This window comes from Amycolatopsis sp. NBC_00355, from assembly GCF_036104975.1.
In the GTDB taxonomy this organism is placed as follows: Bacteria; Actinomycetota; Actinomycetes; order Mycobacteriales; family Pseudonocardiaceae; genus Amycolatopsis.
Window position 1 is genome coordinate 2667661 of the sequence record NZ_CP107982.1, and the last position, 20483, is coordinate 2688143.

Here is a 20483-nt window from a genome sequence, read left to right on the forward strand (position 1 = left end):
GGGACACCGCTGGGACGCCCGCTGTGCCGGACGCCGTGCAAGCGCCACGAGCGCGGACGTATAGGTCATTATACGAAAGGGTCGGCACGGGGCTCGCCGGCACGGTGGCCCCGCAACGATCACCGTGGTAGAAATAGAACGTGTTTCAGTTCTGCCCACGGTGCCGGGAGGTCCGCGGATGAGCGTCCCGACCGTGACCGAGCTGCTGCTGGCCCGCGCCGGAGACGAGCGCCCGGGCTTGAGGTTCGAGGACGAGACCTGCACCTGGGCCGAGCACGTCCGGGCTTCGGCACGCCGCGCGGCCGACCTCCGGGAGGCGATGGATTGGGACAAACCGCCGCACGTCGGCGTTCTGGCCGACAACGTGCCGGCGTTCTCCGTCCTCCTGGGTGCCTGCGCGTTCGCCGGGGCGGTGCTGGTCGGGCTCAACCCCACCCGCCGCGGGGAAGCCCTCGCGCGGGACGTCCGGCTCGCCGACTGCCAGTTCGTGCTCGCCGAGCGGAAGTACCGGCCCCTCCTGAAGGGACTGGACCTCGGCGGGATCGACGTGCGGGACCTGGAGTCACCGCCGTCGGCGAACGCGCCGCTCGATCCCGTGCCCGCGTCGGCGGACGACCTGCTCATGCTGATCTTCACCTCGGGCACCAGCGGCGACCCGAAGGCCGTGCGCTGCACCCACGGCAAGATCGCGTTTCCCGGCGCGATGCTCGCCCGGCGCTTCGGGCTGTCCGCCTCGGACACCGTCTACGTCACGATGCCGATGTTCCACTCCAACGCCATCATGGCCGGCTGGGCGGTCGGGCTCGCGGCGGGCGCGGGCATCGCCCTGCGCCGCCGGTTCTCCGCCTCCGGCTTCCTGCCCGACGTCCGGAAGTTCGGCGCGACCTACGCCAACTACGTCGGCAAACCCCTGTCCTACGTGGTCGCCACTCCCCCGGGCCCGGACGACGCGGACAACCCCCTGCGCCTCGTCTACGGCAACGAAGGAGCGAGCGCCGACCTGGCCGCGTTCGAGAAGCGGTTCGGCTGCAAGGTCGTCGACGCGTTCGGCTCCACCGAGGGCGGTGTGGGGTTCGCCCGCACCGACGACACCCCGCCCGGCTCGCTGGGCCGGCCGGCCGACGACGTGGCCATCGTGCACCCGCACACCGGCCGGCCGTGCCCACCCGCGGAATTCGGTCCCGACGGCCGGCTGGTCAACGCCGAGGAGGCCGTCGGCGAACTGGTCAACACCACCGGGGCCGGCTGGTTCGCCGGGTACTACCGCGACCCCGGGGCCGACGCGGAACGGCTGCGCGGCGGCCGGTTCCACACCGGTGACCTCGCCTACGCCGACGCCGACGGGTTCTGCTTCTTCGCCGGGCGGCTCGGCGACTGGCTGCGCGTCGACGGGGAGAACCTCGGCACCGCGCCGATCGAGCGGATCCTGCTGCGCCACCCCGCGATCGTCGACGCCGCCGTCTACGCGGTGCCCGACCCGGTGACCGGGGACCAGGTGATGGCCGCCATCGTCACCGACGGCACCCCCGTGGACCCCGCCGGGTTCGGCCGGTTCCTCGCCGGTCAGCCGGATCTCGGGCCCAAACAGGTGCCCCGGTACGTGCGCACGGTCCGGGAACTGCCGCGGACGTCGACGTTCAAGGTCGTCAAGCGGCAGCTTTCCGCCGAGGGCCTGGACTGCTCCGACGTGATCTGGGAGCGCGCGGGGCAGGACATCGCCTACACCACCGTGTCCACCATGCCCACCACGGACACTCCGGACTAAGGAGCGGGGCGCTGCGGTCGCGGGATCCACCGCCACAACGCCCCGGCCGCCGCGAACCCGACCAGGCCGCTCGCCACGATTCCGGCACCGAGGCCGGCCAGCGCGGTCACCGCGGACAGGATCAGGGGCCCGACCCCGGAGCCGATGTCCGAGAGCTCGTTCCAGATGGCGATGTGGGTGGGCCGCCCCACCCGGGGTGACACGTCGGCGCCGAGCGTCATCACGATGCCCGACCCGATGCCGTTGCCGAACCCCATCACCATGGCCGCCACCGTCAGCGCGACCGCGCCGCTCGCGAACGGCATGGCGACGAAGGAAACGCCCAGCACGAGCGTCGCGGGCACGGCCACCCACCGCCGGCCGTGGCGGTCCATCACCTTCCCGGCCGGGTAGAACGTCAGCGCGTCGACGGCGCCGGCGAGGCCGTAGACGATCGAGCCGGCCGTCGGCGACAGCCCGATGTGCGCCGCCCACAGCGGCACCACGGTCTGGCGGGTCTGCCGGATCGCCGACAGCAACAGGACCCCGGCGCCCAGCGTCGCGTACACCCGCCAGCGCTGCCGGAGCATCCCCCGCGTCGTGACGGCGGACGCGTCCGCCCGGTCGCCGGCGCTGACCTGCAGGTCGGGCACCCGGAACACCAGCGCGCCCCCCGCCACGATCGCGGCCAGGCTCACGTAGTACGCGCCCGGCAGCCCGGCGAACTGCATCGCCCCGGCCCCGGCGAACGGCCCGAGGAACACGCCGACGCGCATGCTCCCGCCCAGCGTCGACAACGCCCTGGCCCGCATGTGCGCCGGCACGATCTCGGTCAGGTACGACTGGCGGGCCAGGCTGTAGACCGCGCTCGCCGCCCCGATCAGCAGGATCCCGCAGCCGTAGAGCAGCAGCGACCACGGCCCGCGGCCCAGGTCGACCAGGCAGGTCAGGACACCCGCGACCATCACGGCCGCCGCCAGGAGCATCGACCGGCGTTCGCCGAACCGGGTCGCCAGCATCCCGGCCGGGATGTTCGCGACCAGGGACCCGACGCCGAGCAGCGCGGCGATCAGCGCGGCCGTGGAGGTGCTCGCCCCGCGGTCGATCGCGCTCAGCACGACGACCGGCAGCACGGCTCCCTCGGACAGCCCGAACAGGGCCGCCGGCCCGTACGCCGCCACGGCGACCGAGCGCAGGCGAAAGTCGTCAACCATCTCCGTGCATCATGCGTGACCGACCCGGGCGGCCGGCCGCCGGAGTGATCAATGTCGCGTCGGCCGGCGACGCCGGTCCGCGCGTCAGGCCCCGACGTCGGGGATCTCCCGCGGGGGCCGCAGCGGGACCTCGGGGATGAGGCCCCGCCGGGGCCGGAGCGGGAACCGGTACGGGAACGGGATCACCGTGGCCCGACGCGACACCGAGAGGTGCCCGCTGAGCACCTGGCCGAGCAGGATCGCCAGCACCAGCAGCAACGGCATCCGCCAGCCACCGGTGTGCGTGTGCAGCCAGCCGCACGCCAGCACCCCGAAGCCGGCGACCACGTACCCCACCCCCTGGACCACCGCGGACAGCGAGAGCGAGCCTTCCTTGCTGCGCAACGAGATCGTCGTCAGGACGAACGCCAGCGACCCCATGCCCATGCCGGTCGCCGCGGCCCACACCCAGGGCGCGGCCGCCGGCGCGACGAGCAGGCCGGCCACGCCGATGACGTTGGGCGCGGCGAGGACGACGACGAGCAGGGTCTGGTTGCGCCACCTGCGGGTCCAGCCCGGCACCAGCCACATCATCGGCAGCCCCATGGCCATCGACACCGCGAGACACGCGCCCGCGGTCGTGGGCGAGACACCCCCGTCACGCAGGATCCCGGGGAGCCAGCCCATGACCAGGAACGTCACCGTCGAGATGAGTCCGAAGTGGAGGGTCAGGGCCCGCGCCCGCACCGGCCCGGAGGCCCGCCGCGGCGCCACGAACTCGCCGGGCGTGCGCCGCCACACCCGGTGGGACAGCAGGGCCACGAACGCCCACAGGCCCAGGCCGACCCGCCACGACGACGACAGCACCGCGACGGGGGTGATCAGTGCCCCGGCCGTGCTGCCCAGCCCGAGCCCGAGCGGGTAGGCCGCGGATCCCTTGGCCAGCAGCGGCAGCACGGTGCCGAGCACGGCGATGGACAGGCACGCCAGCGCCGTCCCGACCAGCAGCGGGATCGGGCCGCCGAGGACCCGCCCGAGCAACGCCCCCGCCAGCCCGATCAGGGACACGGTGACGGTCCGGTGGGTTCCGGCGCGGCCGCACAACCACGGGGTCGCCCAGCCGCCGAGACCGATCGCCCACAGGGGCAGGGCCACGAGGACCGCGGCGACCAGGGAACCGGCGACCGAGATGTCCGGCAGGGCCGCGCCCAGGCTGGTCACGGCCGGCCGCAGGTTCAACGCCAAGATGAAGATCACGACGGTGGAAACCGTGGTGGCACGGGACATCGCTCCTCCTGGGCCTTGAGGTCCGGAGCGTCGAGCTCCGTCAAGCCGTGCTTCGCGACATGAGTGAGTCAGCCATCCGTCTTCGACGTATGCAGGGAATTCCGTTGTCGTTCACTTCGTGACGGCGCATCGGCACCACCGAACGGATCGGCAGGCCGCGGCCATCCCCGGATACCGCTTTCCGATCGACACCCCGGACCGGCCGGAGGGTCGATTCGACGAGGCGGGGATTCCGCCTGGATGACAGGAAAGCCGGGCGGCGGCAGGATTCTCGACCATCACCCGAGACGTTTTCGCCCGGCCCGCACGCATTCTGGACGGGTCGGACGACTACGCGGCATTTCAGCCGCGCGGAATAGCGTTCGTTGAGCTGTTCGCCGATGGTGAGAACACCACCGTGGGTTTCCTCCGGAATCAATTTACCCGGAGTGAACGGTACAAAACCAGATCCCGGGCATGACACGTAGGTTGCGGTTGAGTAACCGGTATCGCCCGATCGGGCACGGAGTGTGACCGAGGCCCGGTCGACGTGGTCAATCGTGACCTCGGACGGGTGCAGACCGCCGTCCCTCCGGGTCGCGAAACCGGTGCCGGGCACCACGCCGTGTGCGTTCGCCGGACGGTCGTCCTCCGGATTCCGTACGACATCGAACAATTCGACGCGGTGGATGTCGGTGAAGAGGCTTCCCGACCCTCCGAATAGGCGGAGACCACGAGGGGTCAGTCCGCGGCACCCGGGCCTTCACCGCGCCGCCACACCGAGCCCCCGAGCGTTTCGATTCCTTGTGGACGCGCGGCGCGGGCTCCACCGTGGACGCCGGATTCACAGAGTTCTCCCAGAAGCACTCAGGAACCGGTCGGATCGGCCGGTCACGCTCACCCCATGACCACGATCGACGTACGGGGCCTGACCAAGCGGTACGGGCCCGACACCGTGGTGGACGACCTCTCGTTCACCGTCGAACCCGGGCAGGTGACCGGGTTCCTCGGGCCGAACGGCGCCGGCAAGTCCACGACCATGAAGATGATCCTGGGCCTGGCGGCACCGACCCGGGGCTCGGCCACCATCGGCGGCCGCCGCCACCGGGACCTTCCCGTGCCGCTCACCGAAGTGGGCGCGCTGCTCGACGCCGGGGCCGTCCACGGCGGCCGGAAGGCCCACGACCACCTGCTGGCCCTCGCCGTGAGCAACGGCCTGCCCCGGCGCCGGGTCGGCGAGGTGCTCGCGCAGACCGGGCTGGAGGACGTCGCCGGCAAGCGGGCCGGCGGGTTCTCCCTCGGCATGCGGCAGCGCCTCGGCATCGCGGCGGCCCTGCTCGGCGACCCGCGGGTGCTGATCTTCGACGAGCCGGTCAACGGCCTCGACCCCGAAGGGATCCGCTGGATCCGGGACTTCATGCGGTCCCTCGCCCGCGACGGCCGCGCGGTGCTGGTGTCCAGCCACCTCATGAGCGAGATGGCGCAGACCGCCGACCACCTGGTCGTCATCGGCCGCGGCCGGCTCATCGCCGACACCGGCGTCGGGGAGCTGATGCGCGCGAGCGGTGCGGGCACCGTGCTCGTCCGCACGCCCGACCCGGGTTTCGCGCTGCGGCTCACCGCCGCCGGCGCCACGGTGCGGGACGGCCTCGAGTCCTCACTCGTCGTCTCCGGCCTGTCGAGCACGGAGATCGGCAAGCTCGCCGCCTACCACGGCGTCGCGCTCGGTGAGCTCACCCCGCAGCGCGCCTCGCTGGAGGACGCCTTCATGGAACTGACCAAGGACAGCGTCGAGTACCAGGGGGTCGCCGGATGAGCGCGTTCACCCACACCGTCCGCACCGTTCATGCGGAATGGATCAAGCTCCGCAGCCTGCGCTCCACCTGGTTCACCCTGGCGTGCCTGTTCGTGGCCGGGCTCGGCATCACCGCCCTGACCGCGAACGCCGCCGGCAAGGGGTACGCGAGCGCGACGCTCGCGGACCAGCAGGCTTGGGACCCGGCCGGGCGCAGCCTGATGTCGTACGTCGTCGCCCAGCTGGTCGTCGGGGTACTCGGCATCCTGGTCGTCACCGCGGAGTTCGCGACCGGGCTGATGCAGACGTCGCTCATCGCGGCCCCGCGCCGGCACCGGACGCTGGTGGCCAAGGTGGTGGTGGCCGCGGCGGTCGCCCTCGTGGCCGGCCAGGCGCTGATGTTCGCCGCCTTCTTCCTCGGCCAGGCCGTCTTCGCCCTGCAGGACGCACCGAACGCGGGCCTCGGCGATCCCGGCGTGCTCTCCGCGGTGACCGGCGGCGGCGTCTACCTGACGGCGATCGCGTTGCTCGCGGTCGGTCTCGGCGTGCTCGCCCGGGCCACGGCGGGCGCGTTCGCCACCCTGGTGGGCATCGTCTTCCTGATCCCCGGGATCGCGGGGGCGTTCCCGGGGTGGCTCCAAGGTCTCTTCCGCTACTGGCCGACGCTGGGCGCGGCCGAGGTCCTCAAGACGGTGCCCGATCCCGGGTTCCCGCACCCGTGGCTGAACCTCGGCGGGCTGTGTCTCGGCGTCGCCGCGGTGCTGGCCGTCGCGTTCGCCGTCTTCCGGCGCCGGGACGTCTGATGCGGGACGTCCGCCGGGGCCTGGGCGCGGCGGCCGCCGCCCTGCTCGTCATGGCGGCCATCGCGCTGGCCGCCCTGCTGCTGCTCGGCGCCGGGCGGTTCGGCGACCTCACGGCGCTGACGGCGACGGTCGTCGCACTGGCCGTGGGCGGCTCGGCGGACGTCGTCGCGACCCCGTCCGGCCCGCTGCCGATCGCCGTGCACGGCGCCGTCGACGTCCTGCCGCTGGGCGTCTCCCTGGCGGGCGCGGTGGTGCTCGGGGCTCTGCTGCTGCGGCACGGCCGGGACGGGCTGGCCGTCCGTGCCACGAGCGCGGCCGTCGCCGTTGTGGTCGGTCTGGCCGCGATCTCCCTGATGTCAAAGGGAAATCTGGCTCTTCGGATGCCGGGCGATTCGGGCGGTGGGTCGGTGTGCGGAGCGGGCACGGGCGCGGCGTCACGGTTCGGCGGAGCGGTCGACGCCGGGTTCTCCGCGGCCTTCCTGCCGTCGGTGGCGGCCGCGGCGGTCTGGGCGCTCGTGGTCGCCGGGTCGTGCGCGCTCGCCGGGCGGTTCCCGGCCGTCGTGCCGGGATTGCGTGTGGCCGCAATGGTATTCGGGGTGCTCACCGCCTGCAGCGTGCTCGTCGCGGGGGTGTTCGGCGGCGCGGGTGCGGCCGGAGTCGTCCTGCTCGCCCTGCCGCAGGCGGTGTCCGGCGCGCTGGTGCTCGGGCTCGGCGTGCCGTGGACGGTGACATCCGGCGGCGTGCTTTCCTGTGCTGTCCACGGGATCGAGCCGGGTGGCGCCTGGATCTGGGTGCCGGTGGTGGTGCTGACGGCCTGCACCGTCGTCGTCGCCACGCGGTCCGGCTCCGGTGGCTTGTTACGCCGCGCCGGGGTGTTCGCCGCGGTGACGGGTGGTGCGCTGGCGGTCGTGACGCTGCTGTCCCGGGTTTCCGTCGACCTCGGCGTCACGGCGTTCGGGTTGTCGATCCCGGTCCTCGACGGGAGGCTGTCCGCGAATCCTCTGCTCGCGCTGGCGGCCGGCGCGGTGGCGGGGTTCGCGAGCGGCCTGCTCGCCGGCGCGATCTCCGTATCCTCGCGGGCATGGAAGCGATGACGTCCGGGCGGCTGCTGGTGGTCGACGACGAAGCCACCGTCCGCGAGCTGCTCTCCGCCGCGCTGCGGTTCGCCGGTTTCGAGGTGACCTCCGCGGCGACGGCGGGCGAAGCCGTCGCCGCGGCCACCGCGCAGCCGCCCGACCTGGTGCTGCTCGACGTCATGCTGCCGGACATGGACGGCTTCGAGGTCGTCCGGCGGCTGCGCGAGCGGCACGCCCCGGTGCCCGTCCTGTTCCTCACCGCGCGCGACCGCCAGGCCGACAAGGTCACCGGCCTGTCCCTCGGCGCCGACGACTACGTGACCAAACCGTTCGACCTGGCGGAGCTGATCGCGCGGATCCGCGCGATCCTCCGCCGGACCACCGGTCAGCTCGCCGGCGTGCTGACGGTGGGCGCCCTCGCCCTCGACGTCGAGGGGCACCAGGTGACGCGGGACGGGCGGCCCGTGCGCGTCTCCGCCACCGAGTTCCGGCTGCTGCACTACCTGATGGAAAACGCCGGGCGCGTGGTGTCGAAGGCGCAGATCCTCGACCGCGTGTGGCGCTACGACTTCGGCGGCGACGCCAGCATCGTCGACACCTACATCTCTTACCTGCGCCGGAAAGCCGACACCGGGGAGCCCAAGCTGATCCACACCGTGCACGGCGTGGGCTACGTGCTGCGGGAGCCCCGGCGGTGAAGCGGCTTTCGTTGCGGGCCAGGCTGTTGCTGCTCACCGCCGGGCTGCTGCTGGCCGGGCTGGGCCTGATCGGCGCGGTCGTCTCCGACCACGTGGAGCGCTACCAGCTCGACCGCCTCGACGGTCAGCTGGGCTCCCTGACCGGGCTGATCTCGCGGGTGCCGGCCGCCGGGCCGCCGGGGCTCGAGAACACGAACGCGCGGCCCGAACTCCTCGATCCCGCCCTCGACCTGTTCGGCACGCCGTACCTGGTGTACCTGGACGCCGACGGCTCGGTCGCGGGCGGCATCCACTCCACCCGCCTCGACACCGCCGCGCTGCCGGCCGGCAGCGCGCTGCGCGCCGTGCCCGCCGACGGGACCGCGGTGGATCTGCCGGCCGCCGACGGCTCGGGACGCTGGCGCGCCGTCGCCCGGCCGACCGTCGGCTGGAACGGGACGGTGCTCGCGGCCGCGCCGCGCGCCGAAGCCGACGCCACGATCGCCCAGCTCCGCTCGAGCAGCCTGATCGGCGGCGCCGTGCTGCTGGTCCTGCTGACCGCGGTCGGCTGGTTCGCCCTCGGCCGGGGGCTGCGGCCGCTGCGCCGGATCGAGCACACGGCGGCCGCGATCGCCGAAGGCGACCTCACTCGCCGTGTGCCCGTCCTCGCGTCGCCCGGGACGGAGATCGGGCACCTCGCGGCCTCGCTCAACACGATGCTCGGCCAGCTCGAACGGGCCTTCGCCGACCGGTCCGCGTCCGAAGCCCGGATGCGCGAGTTCGTCTCCGACGTCAGCCACGAGCTGCGCACGCCGCTGTTCGGCATCAAGGGTTCCACCGAGCTCTACCGGATGGGGGCGCCGCCGGGACGGGCCGACGTCGACGAGGTGATGAGCCGCATCGACCGCGACGCCACCCGGCTCACCGCCCTCACCGAGGACCTGCTCCTGCTCGCCCAGCTCGACGACGCGCCCGAAGGGCAGCTCGACCGGGCGCCGATGGACCTGCGCACCCTCGCCGGCGACGCCCGGCACGACCTGCGCGCCCTCGACCCGTCCCGGCCGGTCGAGCTCACCGGACCGGGCGGCACCGGCTTGCCCGGCCCGGCACCGGTCCACGCCGACGAGGCGCGGCTGCGGCAGGTCGTCACCAATCTGGTGGGCAACGCCGCCGCCCACACCCCGCCGGGCACCGCGGTCCGCATCGGCGTCGGCACGGCCGGCGGCCGGGCGGTGCTCGAAGTCGCGGACCAGGGCCCGGGCCTGACCGCCGCGCAGGCGGGCCGCGTCTTCGACCGCTTCTACCGCGCCGACCGGGCCCGCACCCGTTCGGGCGGCGCCGACGCCGGCCTCGGCCTGGCGATCGCGCGCTCCCTGGCCCGGGCCCACGGCGGCGACGTCGAGCTGGAGACCGCCGTGGGTGAAGGCGCGTGTTTCCGGCTCACACTGCCGCTGCCGTGAGCGCCGGCGGTGACCTCAGGGCGTGTCGCCCAAGGCCCGCAGGCCGCGGTCGACGAAGTCGATCATCCAGGTGAAGGTGGCGTCCACGTCGACGGCGATCTGGAACCCGCTCGCTTCCTCCAGGGTGGCGAACCCGTGCAGGACGGTGCGCACCAGCCGCAACGCGTGGACCTCCTGGGCGGGGTCGATCCGGTACCCGTGCAGCATCGCCGCCCAGGACGCGAGCACCTGGTCGCCCGCGGCGACGAGCGGGTCGCCGGGTCCGGTCGCGCGAGCCGCGTTGGCCGCCGCGTACCGGCCGGGGTGCGCCTTGACGTAACCGCGCATCGCTTGCGCGCCGGCGGCGAGGGCTTCGCTGCCGGACCGGCCCTGGGTCGCGTCGCGGATGGCGGCGGAGACCTCGGTCATGGCCTGGACGGCGATGCGGTGGGCGAGCTCGGCCTGGCTGCTGACGTGCTTGTAGAGCGACGGTGTCCGGACCCCGAGCCGCTCGGCGAGCAGGCCCATGCTGAGCTGCGCGAACCCGACCTCGTCGACCAGCGCGGCGCCGCCTTCGGTGACCGCCGCCGGGGTCAGCCCGGCCCTAGGCACGGGCGAGCGTCCGGTCCAGGAAGGGCAGGGTCAGCTCGGCGACCCGCTCGGGCGTCTGGACGTGCGGGTAGTGCCCGGCGCCGTCGACGACCACCAGTTCCCCGAGACCCCGCGGCAGGTCGGCGAGGATCTTCTCGCCCTCGGCGCGCGGGTCGGCCCAGTCCGGGTCGAGGCTGCCCTCGACGATCAGGACCGGGCACCGGAGGTTCGGCAGCTGCTTCCCGGCGTCGGCCGGGCTGGTCTTGCACATGGCCCGCAATGCTTCCATGCGGCCCGGCTCGCTCAGCTTCGCCTCGATGCGGGCCAGTTCGGCGTCCCAGTCGGCGGGTTTGACCGGCAGCGCGACGTCGAGGTACTTCTTCCAGTTCGCCACCTTGCCCCGCATGATGACCTGCGCCATCTGGGTGTAGCCGGCGCGGAAGCGCTTCACCCGCAGCAGCCCGCCGAGGTCGAACGACTGCGCGCGGGTGAACGGCGCCAGCTCGACGACCCCGGCGATCAGCTCGGGCGCGACGGCGGCCGCGATGGTCGCGGCGCCCCCGCTGATCGACTGCCCGACGAGCACGGCCGGCCCGCCGAGGTGCCGGACGAGGGCGACCAGGTCACCGGCGATGTCGGTGCGGCTGTAGCCGTCCCAGCCGAGGCCGGAGTCACCGCACCCGCGGATGTCGACGTTCGCGACCCGGTACCCCGCCGCGGCCAGGGCCGGGGCGAGGAACCGGTAGGAGTGGCGGCTGTCGCCGATGCCGTGCGCCAGCACGACGAGCGGCCCCTCCCCCGTCAGGTCGTAGGCGATGGTGTTGCCGGCGATGCTCAGGTGCTCGGTCATGACGTTCTCCCCGCGTTGGCTAACTTCGATAGCTTTAAGCTAGTGGCGTTAGCCAACGGTGTCAACAACCGGTCCGCCGGGTTTCACGACTGGTAGTGCTGCGCGAGGCCGAGCCAGGACAACGACCGTCGCTGTCCGGTGCCCCAGGGCCTCAGTCGCCCTGGGCGACCGGCTCGGCGTCGAGTGCGTCGAGCACGGCCTCGCCGTTCGCCCTCGCCCACTCGGTCAGCACGTGGATCGGCTCGATCAGCGTCGCTCCGAGCGAGGTGAGCTCGTACTCGACGCGGGGCGGCACCTCGGCGTAGGCGTGGCGGCGGATCAGTCCGTGTGCCTCGAGCCGCCGGAGGGTCTGGGTGAGCACCTTGCGGGAGATGCCGCCGATCAGCGCGACCAGCTCGCCGTGGCGCACCGGGCCCTGGCTGAGGCCGTAGAGCACGACCGCCGTCCACTTGTCGGCGATCAGGTCGAGCGCCAGCCGCGCCGGGCAGTCGGCGAGAAAGAGATCGCCGGAACCGAAACCGCTCATGGAACCAAAGGTACCTGGCGGTTCCCATGGGAAACCTAGCCTGGGTTTGTCGCCCGAGAAAGAGAGCCAGGAGAATCATGCGAGTCATCACCCAGCAGAAGCTCGGCGGTCCCGAGGTACTCACCGTCGTGGACGCGCCCGCACCCCGGGCGATCCCGACCGAAGTGCTCGTCCGGGTCAAGGCGATCGGGCTGAACCCGCTCGAAGCGCGCCTGCGCGCCGGCGAATTCCCGCTGCTCGGCCGGCCGCCGTTCACCCTCGGCTGGGACATCAGCGGTGTGGTCGAAGAGGCGCAGACGTGGCGGTTCCGGCCCGGCGACGAAGTGTTCGGCATGCCGATGTTCCCCCGGGCGGCCAACGCGTACGCCGAATTCGTGTCGGCGCCGGCACTGCACCTGACCCGCAAACCGGCGTCGCTGTCGCACGTCGAGGCGTCGGCGCTACCGGTAGTCGGGCTGACGGCGTGGCAGGGCCTCGTCGACATCGCCGGCGTGACCGCGGGCGACCGCGTCCTGATCCACGGCGGTGGCGGCGGGGTCGGCCACGTCGCGATCCAGCTCGCGAAAGCGCTCGGCGCGCACGTGATCGCGACGGCCAGTACGGGCAAACGGGAGTTCGTCGAAGGATTCGGCGCCGACGAGGTGATCGACTACACGGCGGTCGACTTCGCCGAGGCGGTCCGCGACATCGACGTCGTGCTCGACACGATCGGCGGTGACACCGCCGGGCGGTCGCTGGCTGTGCTCCGCCCGGGAGGCCACCTGGTGACGGCGGTCGCCGAGGAGGACGCGGAGCTCGCCGCCGAGTTCGAGGCGGCCGGCCGGCGCTTCAGCGGGATCGGGGTCGACCCCGACCCCGTTGCCCTGCGCGGGCTCGCCGACCTCGTCGAGCAGGGCAAGCTCCGGGTCCACGTGCAGGAGACGTTCCCGTTCGAGCGCGTCGCCGACGCCCACCGGCTGCTCGAGCGCGGCCACCTGCGGGGCAAGCTCGTCCTCACCGTGTGATCCGCGTGCTCGAGTGCGTTGCCGTCGGCTCGTCCCCGTCGTCGCGCTCCATCGCCTCACCGCGTCCCTCGCCGCTCCCGGCCTTCGGACGAGAATCAGCGCGGCGGAAAACACGCGCGGCGGTGCGGCACCGGGTTTGAGCCGGCCGCCCCGGTGGTACTGCAGGAGTTCATCGCTGTCCCGCTTTGGAGGGTGCTCGTGCAGATCCAGGTCAACACCGACCACAACATCCACGGTGGCGAAGGACTGGCCACCTATGTGACGACCGACCTGGAGAACGCCCTCTCCCGGTTCGGCGGCTGGTTGACCCGGGTGGAGGTGCACCTCAGCGAAGACGGAGGCAGCAAGCCGGAGGACAAGAAGTGCGTGATCGAGGCCCGGCCGGGCGGCAAGCAGCCGGTCGCGGTCACCCACCACGCGGCGACCGTGGACGACGCCTACGCCGGCGCGGCGCACAAGCTGGGCCGGGTGCTGGACACCCAGTACACCCGCGCCCACGACCACAAGGGCAGCGACAGCATCCGCCACATGCCCGCCCCGGAGGACCCGGACCAGGTCGGCGCCATCGAGGCCGAGCCGAGGGCCTGATCAGGGCCAAGCCCCCGGGCACGGCGGTGAAGACCTGCCGCCGGCGAGGTGATCCCGGCCCCGCGGCGGCGCCTTCCCCGGCGAGCCCGGGCACCACGGCCGGCATGACGGTTCGCCGACGGGCAGGAGCTCACCCCGTCCGGCACCCGGGCCGCCGGTTCCCCTCCGGGAGCCGGCGGCCCGTCGCCGTCCGGGTACGCGGGATCGCGGCTAGCGTGACCGCCATGGACATCACCATCCACACGACGGTCCTCCCCCACGACGACCCGGACGCCTCGCTGGCGTTCTACCGCGACGTCCTCGGCTTCGAGGTCCGCAGCGACGTCGGGAAGGGCACGATGCGCTGGATCGCGGTCGGCCCGCCCGGGCAGCCCGGCACGTCCCTCCTCCTGGCACCCCCGGGCGCCGACCCCGGCATCACCGACGTCGAGCGCCGCACCATCACCGAGATGATGGCGAAGGGCACCTTCGGCTGGATCATGCTCGCCACCCCCGACCTCGATGCCACCTTCGAGAAGGTGCAGGCCGCGGGCGCCGAGGTCGTCCAGGAGCCGATCGAGCAGCCGTACGGCGTCCGCGACAGTGCCTTCCGCGATCCCGCCGGCAACCTGATCCGCATCCAGGAACTGCGCTGAGCCCGATCCCGGTGTCGACGGATTGTCGACGCGCTCTGTAACCGTGGCCCCAGCCGGGCTTCCCGCCGACGAAGACCGGCGCGGAACTCCCGGACGGAGGGCACATGCGCACCATGTACGACGCCGTGACGGCGACGCACATCCCGCTCACCGCGGCCATGGTCGCCGGCTACATCGACAAGATCAGGCTCGAGCCCTGGACCGACGCCGACTGGGCCCGGTTCCCGGACGCGGTGAAGGTCGAGATCGTCAAGAAGGCGACGACGAACGCCGGGCACGTGCTCGACGTCGAGCCCGGTGACGCCCGGCCCGAGCAGGCCCCCGGCTGGGTGCGGCTGCGCCGCGCCGCCGGAGCCGATCCGACGGTCTACTGCAACGCGTCCACCTGGCCGGCCGTGCGCGCCGCCTTCCGCGCGGCGGGAGTCGCCGAGCCGCACTACTGGATCGCCCGGTTCGACGGCGATCCCGCGATCCCGGCCGGCGCGGTCGCCAAGCAGTACCGAGGCGACGTCGCGCCGGGCTACGACCTCTCGTCGGTCGCCGACCACTGGCCCGGCGTCGACCCCGAACCCCGGCCCACGACAACGGAAGAAGGTCTTGCCGTGCTGACTCCCGCCGCCGACGACGACTACGTCTCGATCCCGTGCAACGGCAAGGGCAGCTTGTTCGTCGCCGCCCACTTCGGCCGCAAGGTCACCGCGATCGAGATCTGGGCGATCGGCGACAGCCCCGCCGACCCGGCCAAGTCCCGCGCGACGTTCGTCGGCGGCGGCTTCGCGTTCGACCCGGACCGGCCGGGCCCGATCCGGCTCCCGGCCAACACCCGGACGGTGAACCTCCGCTACAAGGCGGATCACTCGTTCACCGGCTGGTGCAGCTGACGACCGCGGTTTCGGCGGCCGCTGCGCTACGACGTCCCGCTACTGCCTCGCGAGGGCCCAGGGCATGAGTTCCTTCGCGAGCGCGCGGCTGTACGGGCGGACCAGTGTCTGCAGTTCCGCGCAGGCGGACTCGCCGATGTGCGCGTAGGGAATCACGCTGTTCTCGTCGGTCGCCGTCTCGATTTCCGCTCGGCGGGCCGTGCCGGTGGGCGTGAACGTCAGGTCGGCGTCGCCGGTGAGCCAGTCCCGCTCGCGGAGGCCGGTGACGGCCCGGTTCCAGTCCTCTTCGGACCACGATCGGGAGGTACGCAGGGTTTCGGCGGGGACCGCGCCGGAAGCGGCGTGGGTGACGAGGGCTTCGATGCCGCGCAGACCGGCCGTCAGCAGGGCGGCGATGTGCGCGTCGCCGCGGTACTCCCGAAGCAGGGTTTGTGCGTGCCACAGAACGAGATGCGGCTCGGTGGGCCACGGCAGGGCCGCATGGGCGGCGAAGAGCGGCCGGCCGGTGACGTCGCCGGCGACGGCCTCGGCGGCCTCGCGCAGGAGAGTGGCGGCCCGGCGCATCTCGGGCGAGGTGATCGCGTCACCCAGCACGGCGCGCAGGGCCCGGTCGGCCGCGGCGTAGCGCGCGGCGAGGACGGCGGCCGGGTCGGTGGTGGACCAGGCGGTGGTGATCGACTCCCGGACGAGGACGGGGTTGAAGTTGTAGAAGGTCGCGACCACGACCGGCGCCGGCACCGCGCCGAGCGCCGCCGACCTCGACGCGAAGTACCCGGCACGCCCGGTGAGCCCGAGTTCCTCGTAGGCGGCCGCCGCTTCCGGGGCGAAGTAGATCATTCCGTGGTAGGGCTCGAGGAATCGCCAGGTCTGCCGCGCCGCTTCGATCACGCGGCCAACATACCATCCGGTCGGTACGGCGTGGGCCGTCCAGCGGTGGCCACGAAGCCGGTCGAGCGCGAACCCGAGCGACACCAGCACAAAGCCGGCGATCGGCCACCGCCGGGGGTGCCAGACCACGCCGGCGCGCCACAGCTTCGAGTCCCGCGAGAGGCTGACCACAGGGGCAGCATGTTCCGACCGGGGAACCAGCCGCTTCCCCCGCCTCACCGGGCGCCACAACCGGCCGACGGTGTCGGGGAAACGGTTGCGGCATAAGCGAACTCCCCGTTCGACATGGCAGCGAATGCACCAGAAATCAGGGTCCGGGCACAGGGCGCTGTCCGGCAGGGTCGGCGCGGAAGGGTTCAGCTGCCCATCCGGGCTTGCAGGGCCTTGGTCAACCTGTGTGCTTCGTCGAGCAGCAGAGCGCCGAGCTCGGGACGTCGGTCGTCGCGGAAGCGGGACTCGACGCCGGTCAGGGTCAAGGCCCAGGCGGGCTCGCCGGCCTGGTCGAACACGGCCGCGGCCATTCCCCAGCTGCCTTCGACGACGAGCCCCGGGTTGACGGCGTAACCGAGTTCGCGGGTGCGGGTGATCCGCTCGCGGACCGCCTCCGCCCGGTGCTGCGGGCCCCACTGGGGCGTGAGGTCCGTCCGGCCGAGGTAGTCGTCGATTTCGCGGTCCTGCAGCATGGCCAGCACGACCTGGCCGGCGGAGACGACGCCGAGCGGGAACCGGGCGCCTTCGAAGAGCACGAACGAGCGGATCGGGAACGCGCCGTCCTCGCGCAGCAGGCACACCGTTTCCTCGCCGCGGCGGGCGGAGAAGAACGCGCTCTCGCCGGTCGCGGCGGCGAGCCGGTGGACGCTGGCGCGGGCGTGCCGGGTGACGTCGTAGCGGTTCGCGGCGACTCCGCCGAGCAGGTACAGCTCCGGTCCGAGGAACCACTGCCCGCTGCGCTGGTCCCGGTCCACGTAACCCTCGTCGGCCAGCGCCACGAGCAGCCGGTGGGTGGTCGGGCGGGCCAGCGCGCTCGCCCGCGCGATCTCGGAGGTCGACGCGCCGTCGCGCTGCGCGGCCGACAGCGCCCGCAGGACCGCGGCGATCCGGCCGATCACGGTCGAGGGAGGAGCGGTCATGCCACCGATCTTACGTTCACTCAGTGAACGCTCTCGCCGTGATTGCCCGCCAGCCGAGAACTTCCGGCCGCAAGACCAGCAGGTGGTTGACGGGCTGTCGCCCGCCGCCGTTGACTGCGGCGGCGTTCACTGAACAGACGACAGGAGCGGTCTTGGACTTCGGCGTCACACCTTTCGACGGCCTCCCGCTGCCGCCCCGGGTGACCATCTGCGAGGTCGGCCCCCGGGACGGCCTGCAGAACGAGGCCACGGTGCTGCCGGTCGCGGTCAAGGCCGAGTTCGTCGAGCGCCTGGTCGACGCGGGCCACACGGTCGTGGAGACGACGAGCTTCGTGCACCCGAAGTGGGTGCCGCAGCTCGCCGACGCCGACGAGCTGCTCCGGGCGATCACCGTCGCCCCCGGCGTGCGCTACCCCGTGCTGGTGCCGAACCTGCGCGGCCTCGAGCGCGCGCTCGACCTGGGCGTCCGTGACATCGCGGTGTTCGGCAGCGTCACCGAGACGTTCTCCCGGCGCAACCTCAACCGCACGGTCGGCGAGTCCCTCGAGATGTTCGCCCCGGTCGTCGCCCGCGCCCGGGAGGCCGGGATCGGCGTGCGCGGCTACCTGTCGATGTGCTTCGGCGACCCGTGGGAGGGCGAGGTTCCCGTCCTGCGCGTCCTGGACGTCGCCACCCGCATGCGCGCGCTGGGGTGCACCGAGCTCAGCCTCGGCGACACCATCGGCGTCGCCACCCCCGGCCGGGTCGCGGCCGTGCTCGACGCCCTGATCGCGGCGGCCATCCCGGTCGACTCGATCGCCGTGCACTTCCACGACACCTACGGCCAGGCGCTGGCCAACACCCTGACCGCGCTGCGCAAGGGCGTCACCCTCGTCGACGCGTCCGCCGGCGGCCTGGGCGGCTGCCCGTTCGCGGGCAGCGCCACCGGCAACCTCGCCACCGAGGACCTGCTCTGGCAGCTGCACGGGCTCGGCATCGAAACCGGCGTCGACCTGCGGAAGCTGGTCGACACCAGCGTCTGGCTGGCCGAGCGCCTCGGCCGGCCCAGCCCGTCCCGCACCGTCACGGCACTCGCCGGCACTTCCTGAGGAGAACAGGCATGGACAAAGCCGTCACCGCCGAACAGGCCTTGACCGGGATCGCCGAGGGCGCGTCGCTCGCCGTCGGCGGGTTCGGTCTCTGCGGCATCCCGACCACCTTGATCGAGACCCTGTACCAGCTGGGCGTCGGCGACCTGCGTGTCGTGTCGAACAACTGCGGGGTCGACGACTGGGGGCTCGGGATCCTGCTGGCCGCCCGGCGGATCAGCCGCGTCACCGGGTCCTACGTCGGGGAGAACAAGGAGTTCGCCCGCCAGTACCTCGGCGGCGAGCTCGAGGTCGAGCTCTGCCCGCAGGGCACGCTCGCCGAGCGCCTGCGCGCCGGCGGGTGCGGCATCCCGGCGTTCTTCACCCCGGCGGGCGTGGGCAGCCAGATCGCCGACGGCGGACTGCCGTGGCGCTACGCGGCCGACGGCTCGGTCGCGGTCGCGTCACCCCCCAAGGAGACCCGGGAGTTCGGCGGCGTCGCGCACGTTCTCGAGGAGGCCATCATCACGGACTTCGCGCTCGTCTCGGCGGCGAAGGGCGACCGGCACGGCAACCTCGTGTTCGAGAAGTCCGCGCAGAACTTCAACCCGCTGTGCGCGATGGCCGGCCGGATCACCGTCGCCGAGGTCCAGGAGCTGGTCGAACCCGGCGAGCTCGACCCGGCCGAAGTGCACCTGCCGGGCGTGTTCGTCCAGCGCGTCGTGCACGCGCCGGATCTCGAAAAGCGCATCGAAAAGACGACCGTGACGGAGGTCGGGCGATGAGCCTCACCCGGGCCCAGATGGCCGCGCGCGCGGCCGCCGAACTGCGTGACGGCGAGTACGTCAACCTCGGCATCGGGCTGCCGACGCTGATCCCCGGCTACCTGCCCGAAGACGTGCACGTGGTGCTGCACAGCGAAAACGGCATCCTCGGCACCGGCCCCTACCCGGCGCCCGGCGCGGTCGACCCGGACCTGATCAACGCCGGCAAGGAAACCGTGACGGTCCGCCCGGGCGCGTCGTTCTTCGACTCCGCGCTCTCGTTCGGCATCATCCGCGGCGGCCACCTCGACGTCGCCGTCCTGGGCGCGATGCAGGTCTCCGAACGCGGCGACCTGTCGAACTGGGCCGTGCCCGGCAAGATGGTCAAGGGCATGGGCGGCGCGATGGACCTCGTCCACGGCGCCCGGCGGGTCATCGTGCTGATGGAGCACACCGCCAAGGACGGCTCCCCGAAGATCCTGCGCGAGAACACCCTGCCCTACACCGGGCTCGGCGTGGTGAACCGGATCATCACGGACCTCGCCGTCATCGACGTGACGGCCGAAGGCCTCGTCCTGGCCGAGACGGCGCCCGGGGTCACCGAGGACGAGGTCCGCACGGCCACGGACGCGCCGCTGCGGGTCGCGCCGGCCCGGCCACCGGGCAGCGTGTCACGCGTCTGAGGTCCGTCGGCGGGCGCCACGAACACGCGGCCGGCGGGACTTCCCGGATTTTTCCCACCGGCACGTGTCGAGAACGCGCGATCGGCTCCGACTCAAGGGCACCGGCGGCCGAAAAGGGCCGCCCCCACGAGCGGAGCAGCAACGATGACCAAGGTGACCGCCCAGATGTCGGTGTCCCTCGACGGCTTCTACACCGGACCGCGCGACACCCGGAACCCCCAGGACATGAGCGGCTGGATGCGGGGCCCGGAGGCACCCGGGTTCTTCCGGGTCACCCGCTGGGCCGTCGACGCCGCGGCCTGGCGGGAGCGGCAGGGCTTCGCCGGCGGCGAGCGGTCGGTCGACTCGGAGATCGTCGAGGAGACGTTCGCGGCGGCCGGCGCCTACGTCATGGGACGGCGCATGTTCGACGCCGGCGAGTTCCCCTGGGGTGACGAGCCGCCGTTCCACGCCCCGGTGTTCGTCGTCACCCACCGGCCCCGGGAGGTGCTCGAACGCCAGGGCGGCACCTCCTTCACCTTCGTCACCGAAGGACCCGGGCGGGCCGTCGAACTGGCCCGGGACGCCGCCGGCGGCAAGGACGTCGCGGTGGCCGGCGGCGGCGAGCTCCTGCGCCAGGTGCTGACCGCCGGGCTGCTCGACCAGTTCGACCTGCACATCGCCCCGGTGCTGCTGGGCGAGGGCCAGCACCTGTTCGCCGGCCTCGGCCTCGGCGCGGACGACGGCATCGAGCTGGTCCCGGCCCGGGTCGTCGACTCGCCCGGAGTGACCCACCTCCGCTATACCGTCACCGGGCGGGCGAAACTGGTGCTGGACGACCGCGGCGCCAGCGGTGACCTGGTCGGACCGGCCCAGGCGGAGCAGAGGAGCGCGCTGTGAAGTA

General features: G+C 72.8%; 21 protein-coding genes. 14 read left to right on the forward strand and 7 right to left on the reverse strand.

All coding sequences use genetic code 11. From position 1 onward, the window contains the following. Positions 1–178 precede the first annotated feature (178 nt). A complete protein-coding gene (locus OHS18_RS10970) occupies positions 179–1765 on the forward strand; it encodes a long-chain-fatty-acid--CoA ligase (protein ID WP_328616897.1) in 1587 nt (528 codons plus the stop codon). Here OHS18_RS10970 and OHS18_RS10975 read toward each other — a convergent pair. After that, the gene (locus tag OHS18_RS10975; protein WP_328616898.1) at positions 1762–2958 is read right to left on the reverse strand and encodes an MFS transporter; all 1197 of its coding nucleotides are present in this window, start codon (positions 2956–2958) and stop codon (positions 1762–1764) included. The genes OHS18_RS10970 and OHS18_RS10975 overlap by 4 nt on opposite strands. Before the next feature lie 84 nt (positions 2959–3042). Continuing rightward, positions 3043–4224 (reverse strand): MFS transporter, encoded by a 1182-nt coding sequence (locus tag OHS18_RS10980; protein ID WP_328616899.1) that lies wholly within the window; start codon positions 4222–4224, stop codon positions 3043–3045. 883 nt (positions 4225–5107) lie between these two features. Between OHS18_RS10980 and OHS18_RS10985 the strand changes: the two genes are divergently transcribed. The 5 genes from OHS18_RS10985 to OHS18_RS11005 are packed head-to-tail and all read left to right on the forward strand — an operon-like array spanning position 5108 to position 10014. After that, a complete protein-coding gene (locus OHS18_RS10985; protein ID WP_328616900.1) occupies positions 5108–6019 on the forward strand; it encodes an ABC transporter ATP-binding protein in 912 nt (303 codons plus the stop codon). Next, complete coding sequence (locus tag OHS18_RS10990; protein ID WP_328616901.1) at positions 6016–6801, forward strand: ABC transporter permease; 786 nt, start codon at positions 6016–6018, stop codon at positions 6799–6801. Before OHS18_RS10985 ends, OHS18_RS10990 begins: the two co-directional genes overlap by 4 nt. After that, positions 6801–7895: a streptophobe family protein gene (locus tag OHS18_RS10995; RefSeq protein ID WP_328616902.1), complete on the forward strand. Its 1095-nt coding sequence runs from the start codon at positions 6801–6803 to the stop codon at positions 7893–7895. The genes OHS18_RS10990 and OHS18_RS10995 overlap by 1 nt, the downstream gene beginning before the upstream one ends. After that, positions 7892–8575 (forward strand): response regulator transcription factor, encoded by a 684-nt coding sequence (locus OHS18_RS11000; protein WP_328458894.1) that lies wholly within the window; start codon positions 7892–7894, stop codon positions 8573–8575. The genes OHS18_RS10995 and OHS18_RS11000 overlap by 4 nt, the downstream gene beginning before the upstream one ends. Then, positions 8572–10014 (forward strand): sensor histidine kinase, encoded by a 1443-nt coding sequence (locus tag OHS18_RS11005; RefSeq protein WP_328616903.1) that lies wholly within the window; start codon positions 8572–8574, stop codon positions 10012–10014. Before OHS18_RS11000 ends, OHS18_RS11005 begins: the two co-directional genes overlap by 4 nt. Positions 10015–10029: 15 nt before the next feature. Here OHS18_RS11005 and OHS18_RS11010 read toward each other — a convergent pair whose 3' ends face one another. The 3 genes from OHS18_RS11010 to OHS18_RS11020 form a co-directional block, all read right to left on the reverse strand. Continuing rightward, positions 10030–10605, reverse strand: a complete 576-nt coding sequence (locus tag OHS18_RS11010) for a TetR/AcrR family transcriptional regulator (RefSeq protein ID WP_328453356.1) — start codon at positions 10603–10605, stop codon at positions 10030–10032. Then, positions 10598–11434 (reverse strand): alpha/beta fold hydrolase, encoded by an 837-nt coding sequence (locus tag OHS18_RS11015; protein ID WP_328616904.1) that lies wholly within the window; start codon positions 11432–11434, stop codon positions 10598–10600. Before OHS18_RS11015 ends, OHS18_RS11010 begins: the two co-directional genes overlap by 8 nt. A gap of 151 nt (positions 11435–11585) precedes the next feature. Beyond that, positions 11586–11960 (reverse strand): winged helix-turn-helix transcriptional regulator, encoded by a 375-nt coding sequence (locus OHS18_RS11020; RefSeq protein WP_328453352.1) that lies wholly within the window; start codon positions 11958–11960, stop codon positions 11586–11588. Positions 11961–12037: 77 nt separating this feature from the next. Here OHS18_RS11020 and OHS18_RS11025 point away from each other — a divergent pair, with 77 nt between their 5' ends. From OHS18_RS11025 to OHS18_RS11040, 4 genes are all read left to right on the forward strand, one after another. Then, on the forward strand, positions 12038–12964 hold the full coding sequence (locus OHS18_RS11025; RefSeq protein ID WP_328616905.1) for an NADP-dependent oxidoreductase: 927 nt from the start codon (positions 12038–12040) through the stop codon (positions 12962–12964). A 198-nt stretch (positions 12965–13162) separates the two neighbouring features. Further along, positions 13163–13552: an HPF/RaiA family ribosome-associated protein gene (locus OHS18_RS11030; RefSeq protein ID WP_328616906.1), complete on the forward strand. Its 390-nt coding sequence runs from the start codon at positions 13163–13165 to the stop codon at positions 13550–13552. A 224-nt stretch (positions 13553–13776) separates the two neighbouring features. Further along, positions 13777–14187: a VOC family protein gene (locus tag OHS18_RS11035; RefSeq protein ID WP_328453346.1), complete on the forward strand. Its 411-nt coding sequence runs from the start codon at positions 13777–13779 to the stop codon at positions 14185–14187. A 104-nt stretch (positions 14188–14291) separates the two neighbouring features. Continuing rightward, entirely contained in the window at positions 14292–15068 is a 777-nt protein-coding gene (locus OHS18_RS11040) for a hypothetical protein (RefSeq protein ID WP_328453344.1), read from the forward strand. Between the two features lie 39 nt (positions 15069–15107). On the opposite strand, the gene OHS18_RS11045 is transcribed toward OHS18_RS11040, so the two are convergent. Both OHS18_RS11045 and OHS18_RS11050 read right to left on the reverse strand, forming a co-directional pair. After that, entirely contained in the window at positions 15108–15956 is an 849-nt protein-coding gene (locus OHS18_RS11045; protein WP_328616907.1) for an SCO6745 family protein, read from the reverse strand. Between the two features lie 356 nt (positions 15957–16312). Further along, complete coding sequence (locus OHS18_RS11050) at positions 16313–17086, reverse strand: IclR family transcriptional regulator (RefSeq protein ID WP_328616908.1); 774 nt, start codon at positions 17084–17086, stop codon at positions 16313–16315. Positions 17087–17238: 152 nt separating this feature from the next. Between OHS18_RS11050 and OHS18_RS11055 the strand changes: the two genes are divergently transcribed. From OHS18_RS11055 to OHS18_RS11070, 4 genes are all read left to right on the forward strand, one after another. Next, positions 17239–18174: a hydroxymethylglutaryl-CoA lyase gene (locus tag OHS18_RS11055; RefSeq protein WP_328616909.1), complete on the forward strand. Its 936-nt coding sequence runs from the start codon at positions 17239–17241 to the stop codon at positions 18172–18174. 11 nt (positions 18175–18185) lie between these two features. Continuing rightward, positions 18186–18938, forward strand: coding sequence for a CoA transferase subunit A (locus tag OHS18_RS11060; RefSeq protein WP_328616910.1), 753 nt, complete (start codon positions 18186–18188; stop codon positions 18936–18938). Next, positions 18935–19600 (forward strand): 3-oxoacid CoA-transferase subunit B, encoded by a 666-nt coding sequence (locus tag OHS18_RS11065; protein ID WP_328616911.1) that lies wholly within the window; start codon positions 18935–18937, stop codon positions 19598–19600. Before OHS18_RS11060 ends, OHS18_RS11065 begins: the two co-directional genes overlap by 4 nt. 144 nt (positions 19601–19744) lie before the next feature. After that, the gene (locus OHS18_RS11070; RefSeq protein WP_328616912.1) at positions 19745–20479 is read left to right on the forward strand and encodes a dihydrofolate reductase family protein; all 735 of its coding nucleotides are present in this window, start codon (positions 19745–19747) and stop codon (positions 20477–20479) included. Positions 20480–20483 lie beyond the last annotated feature (4 nt).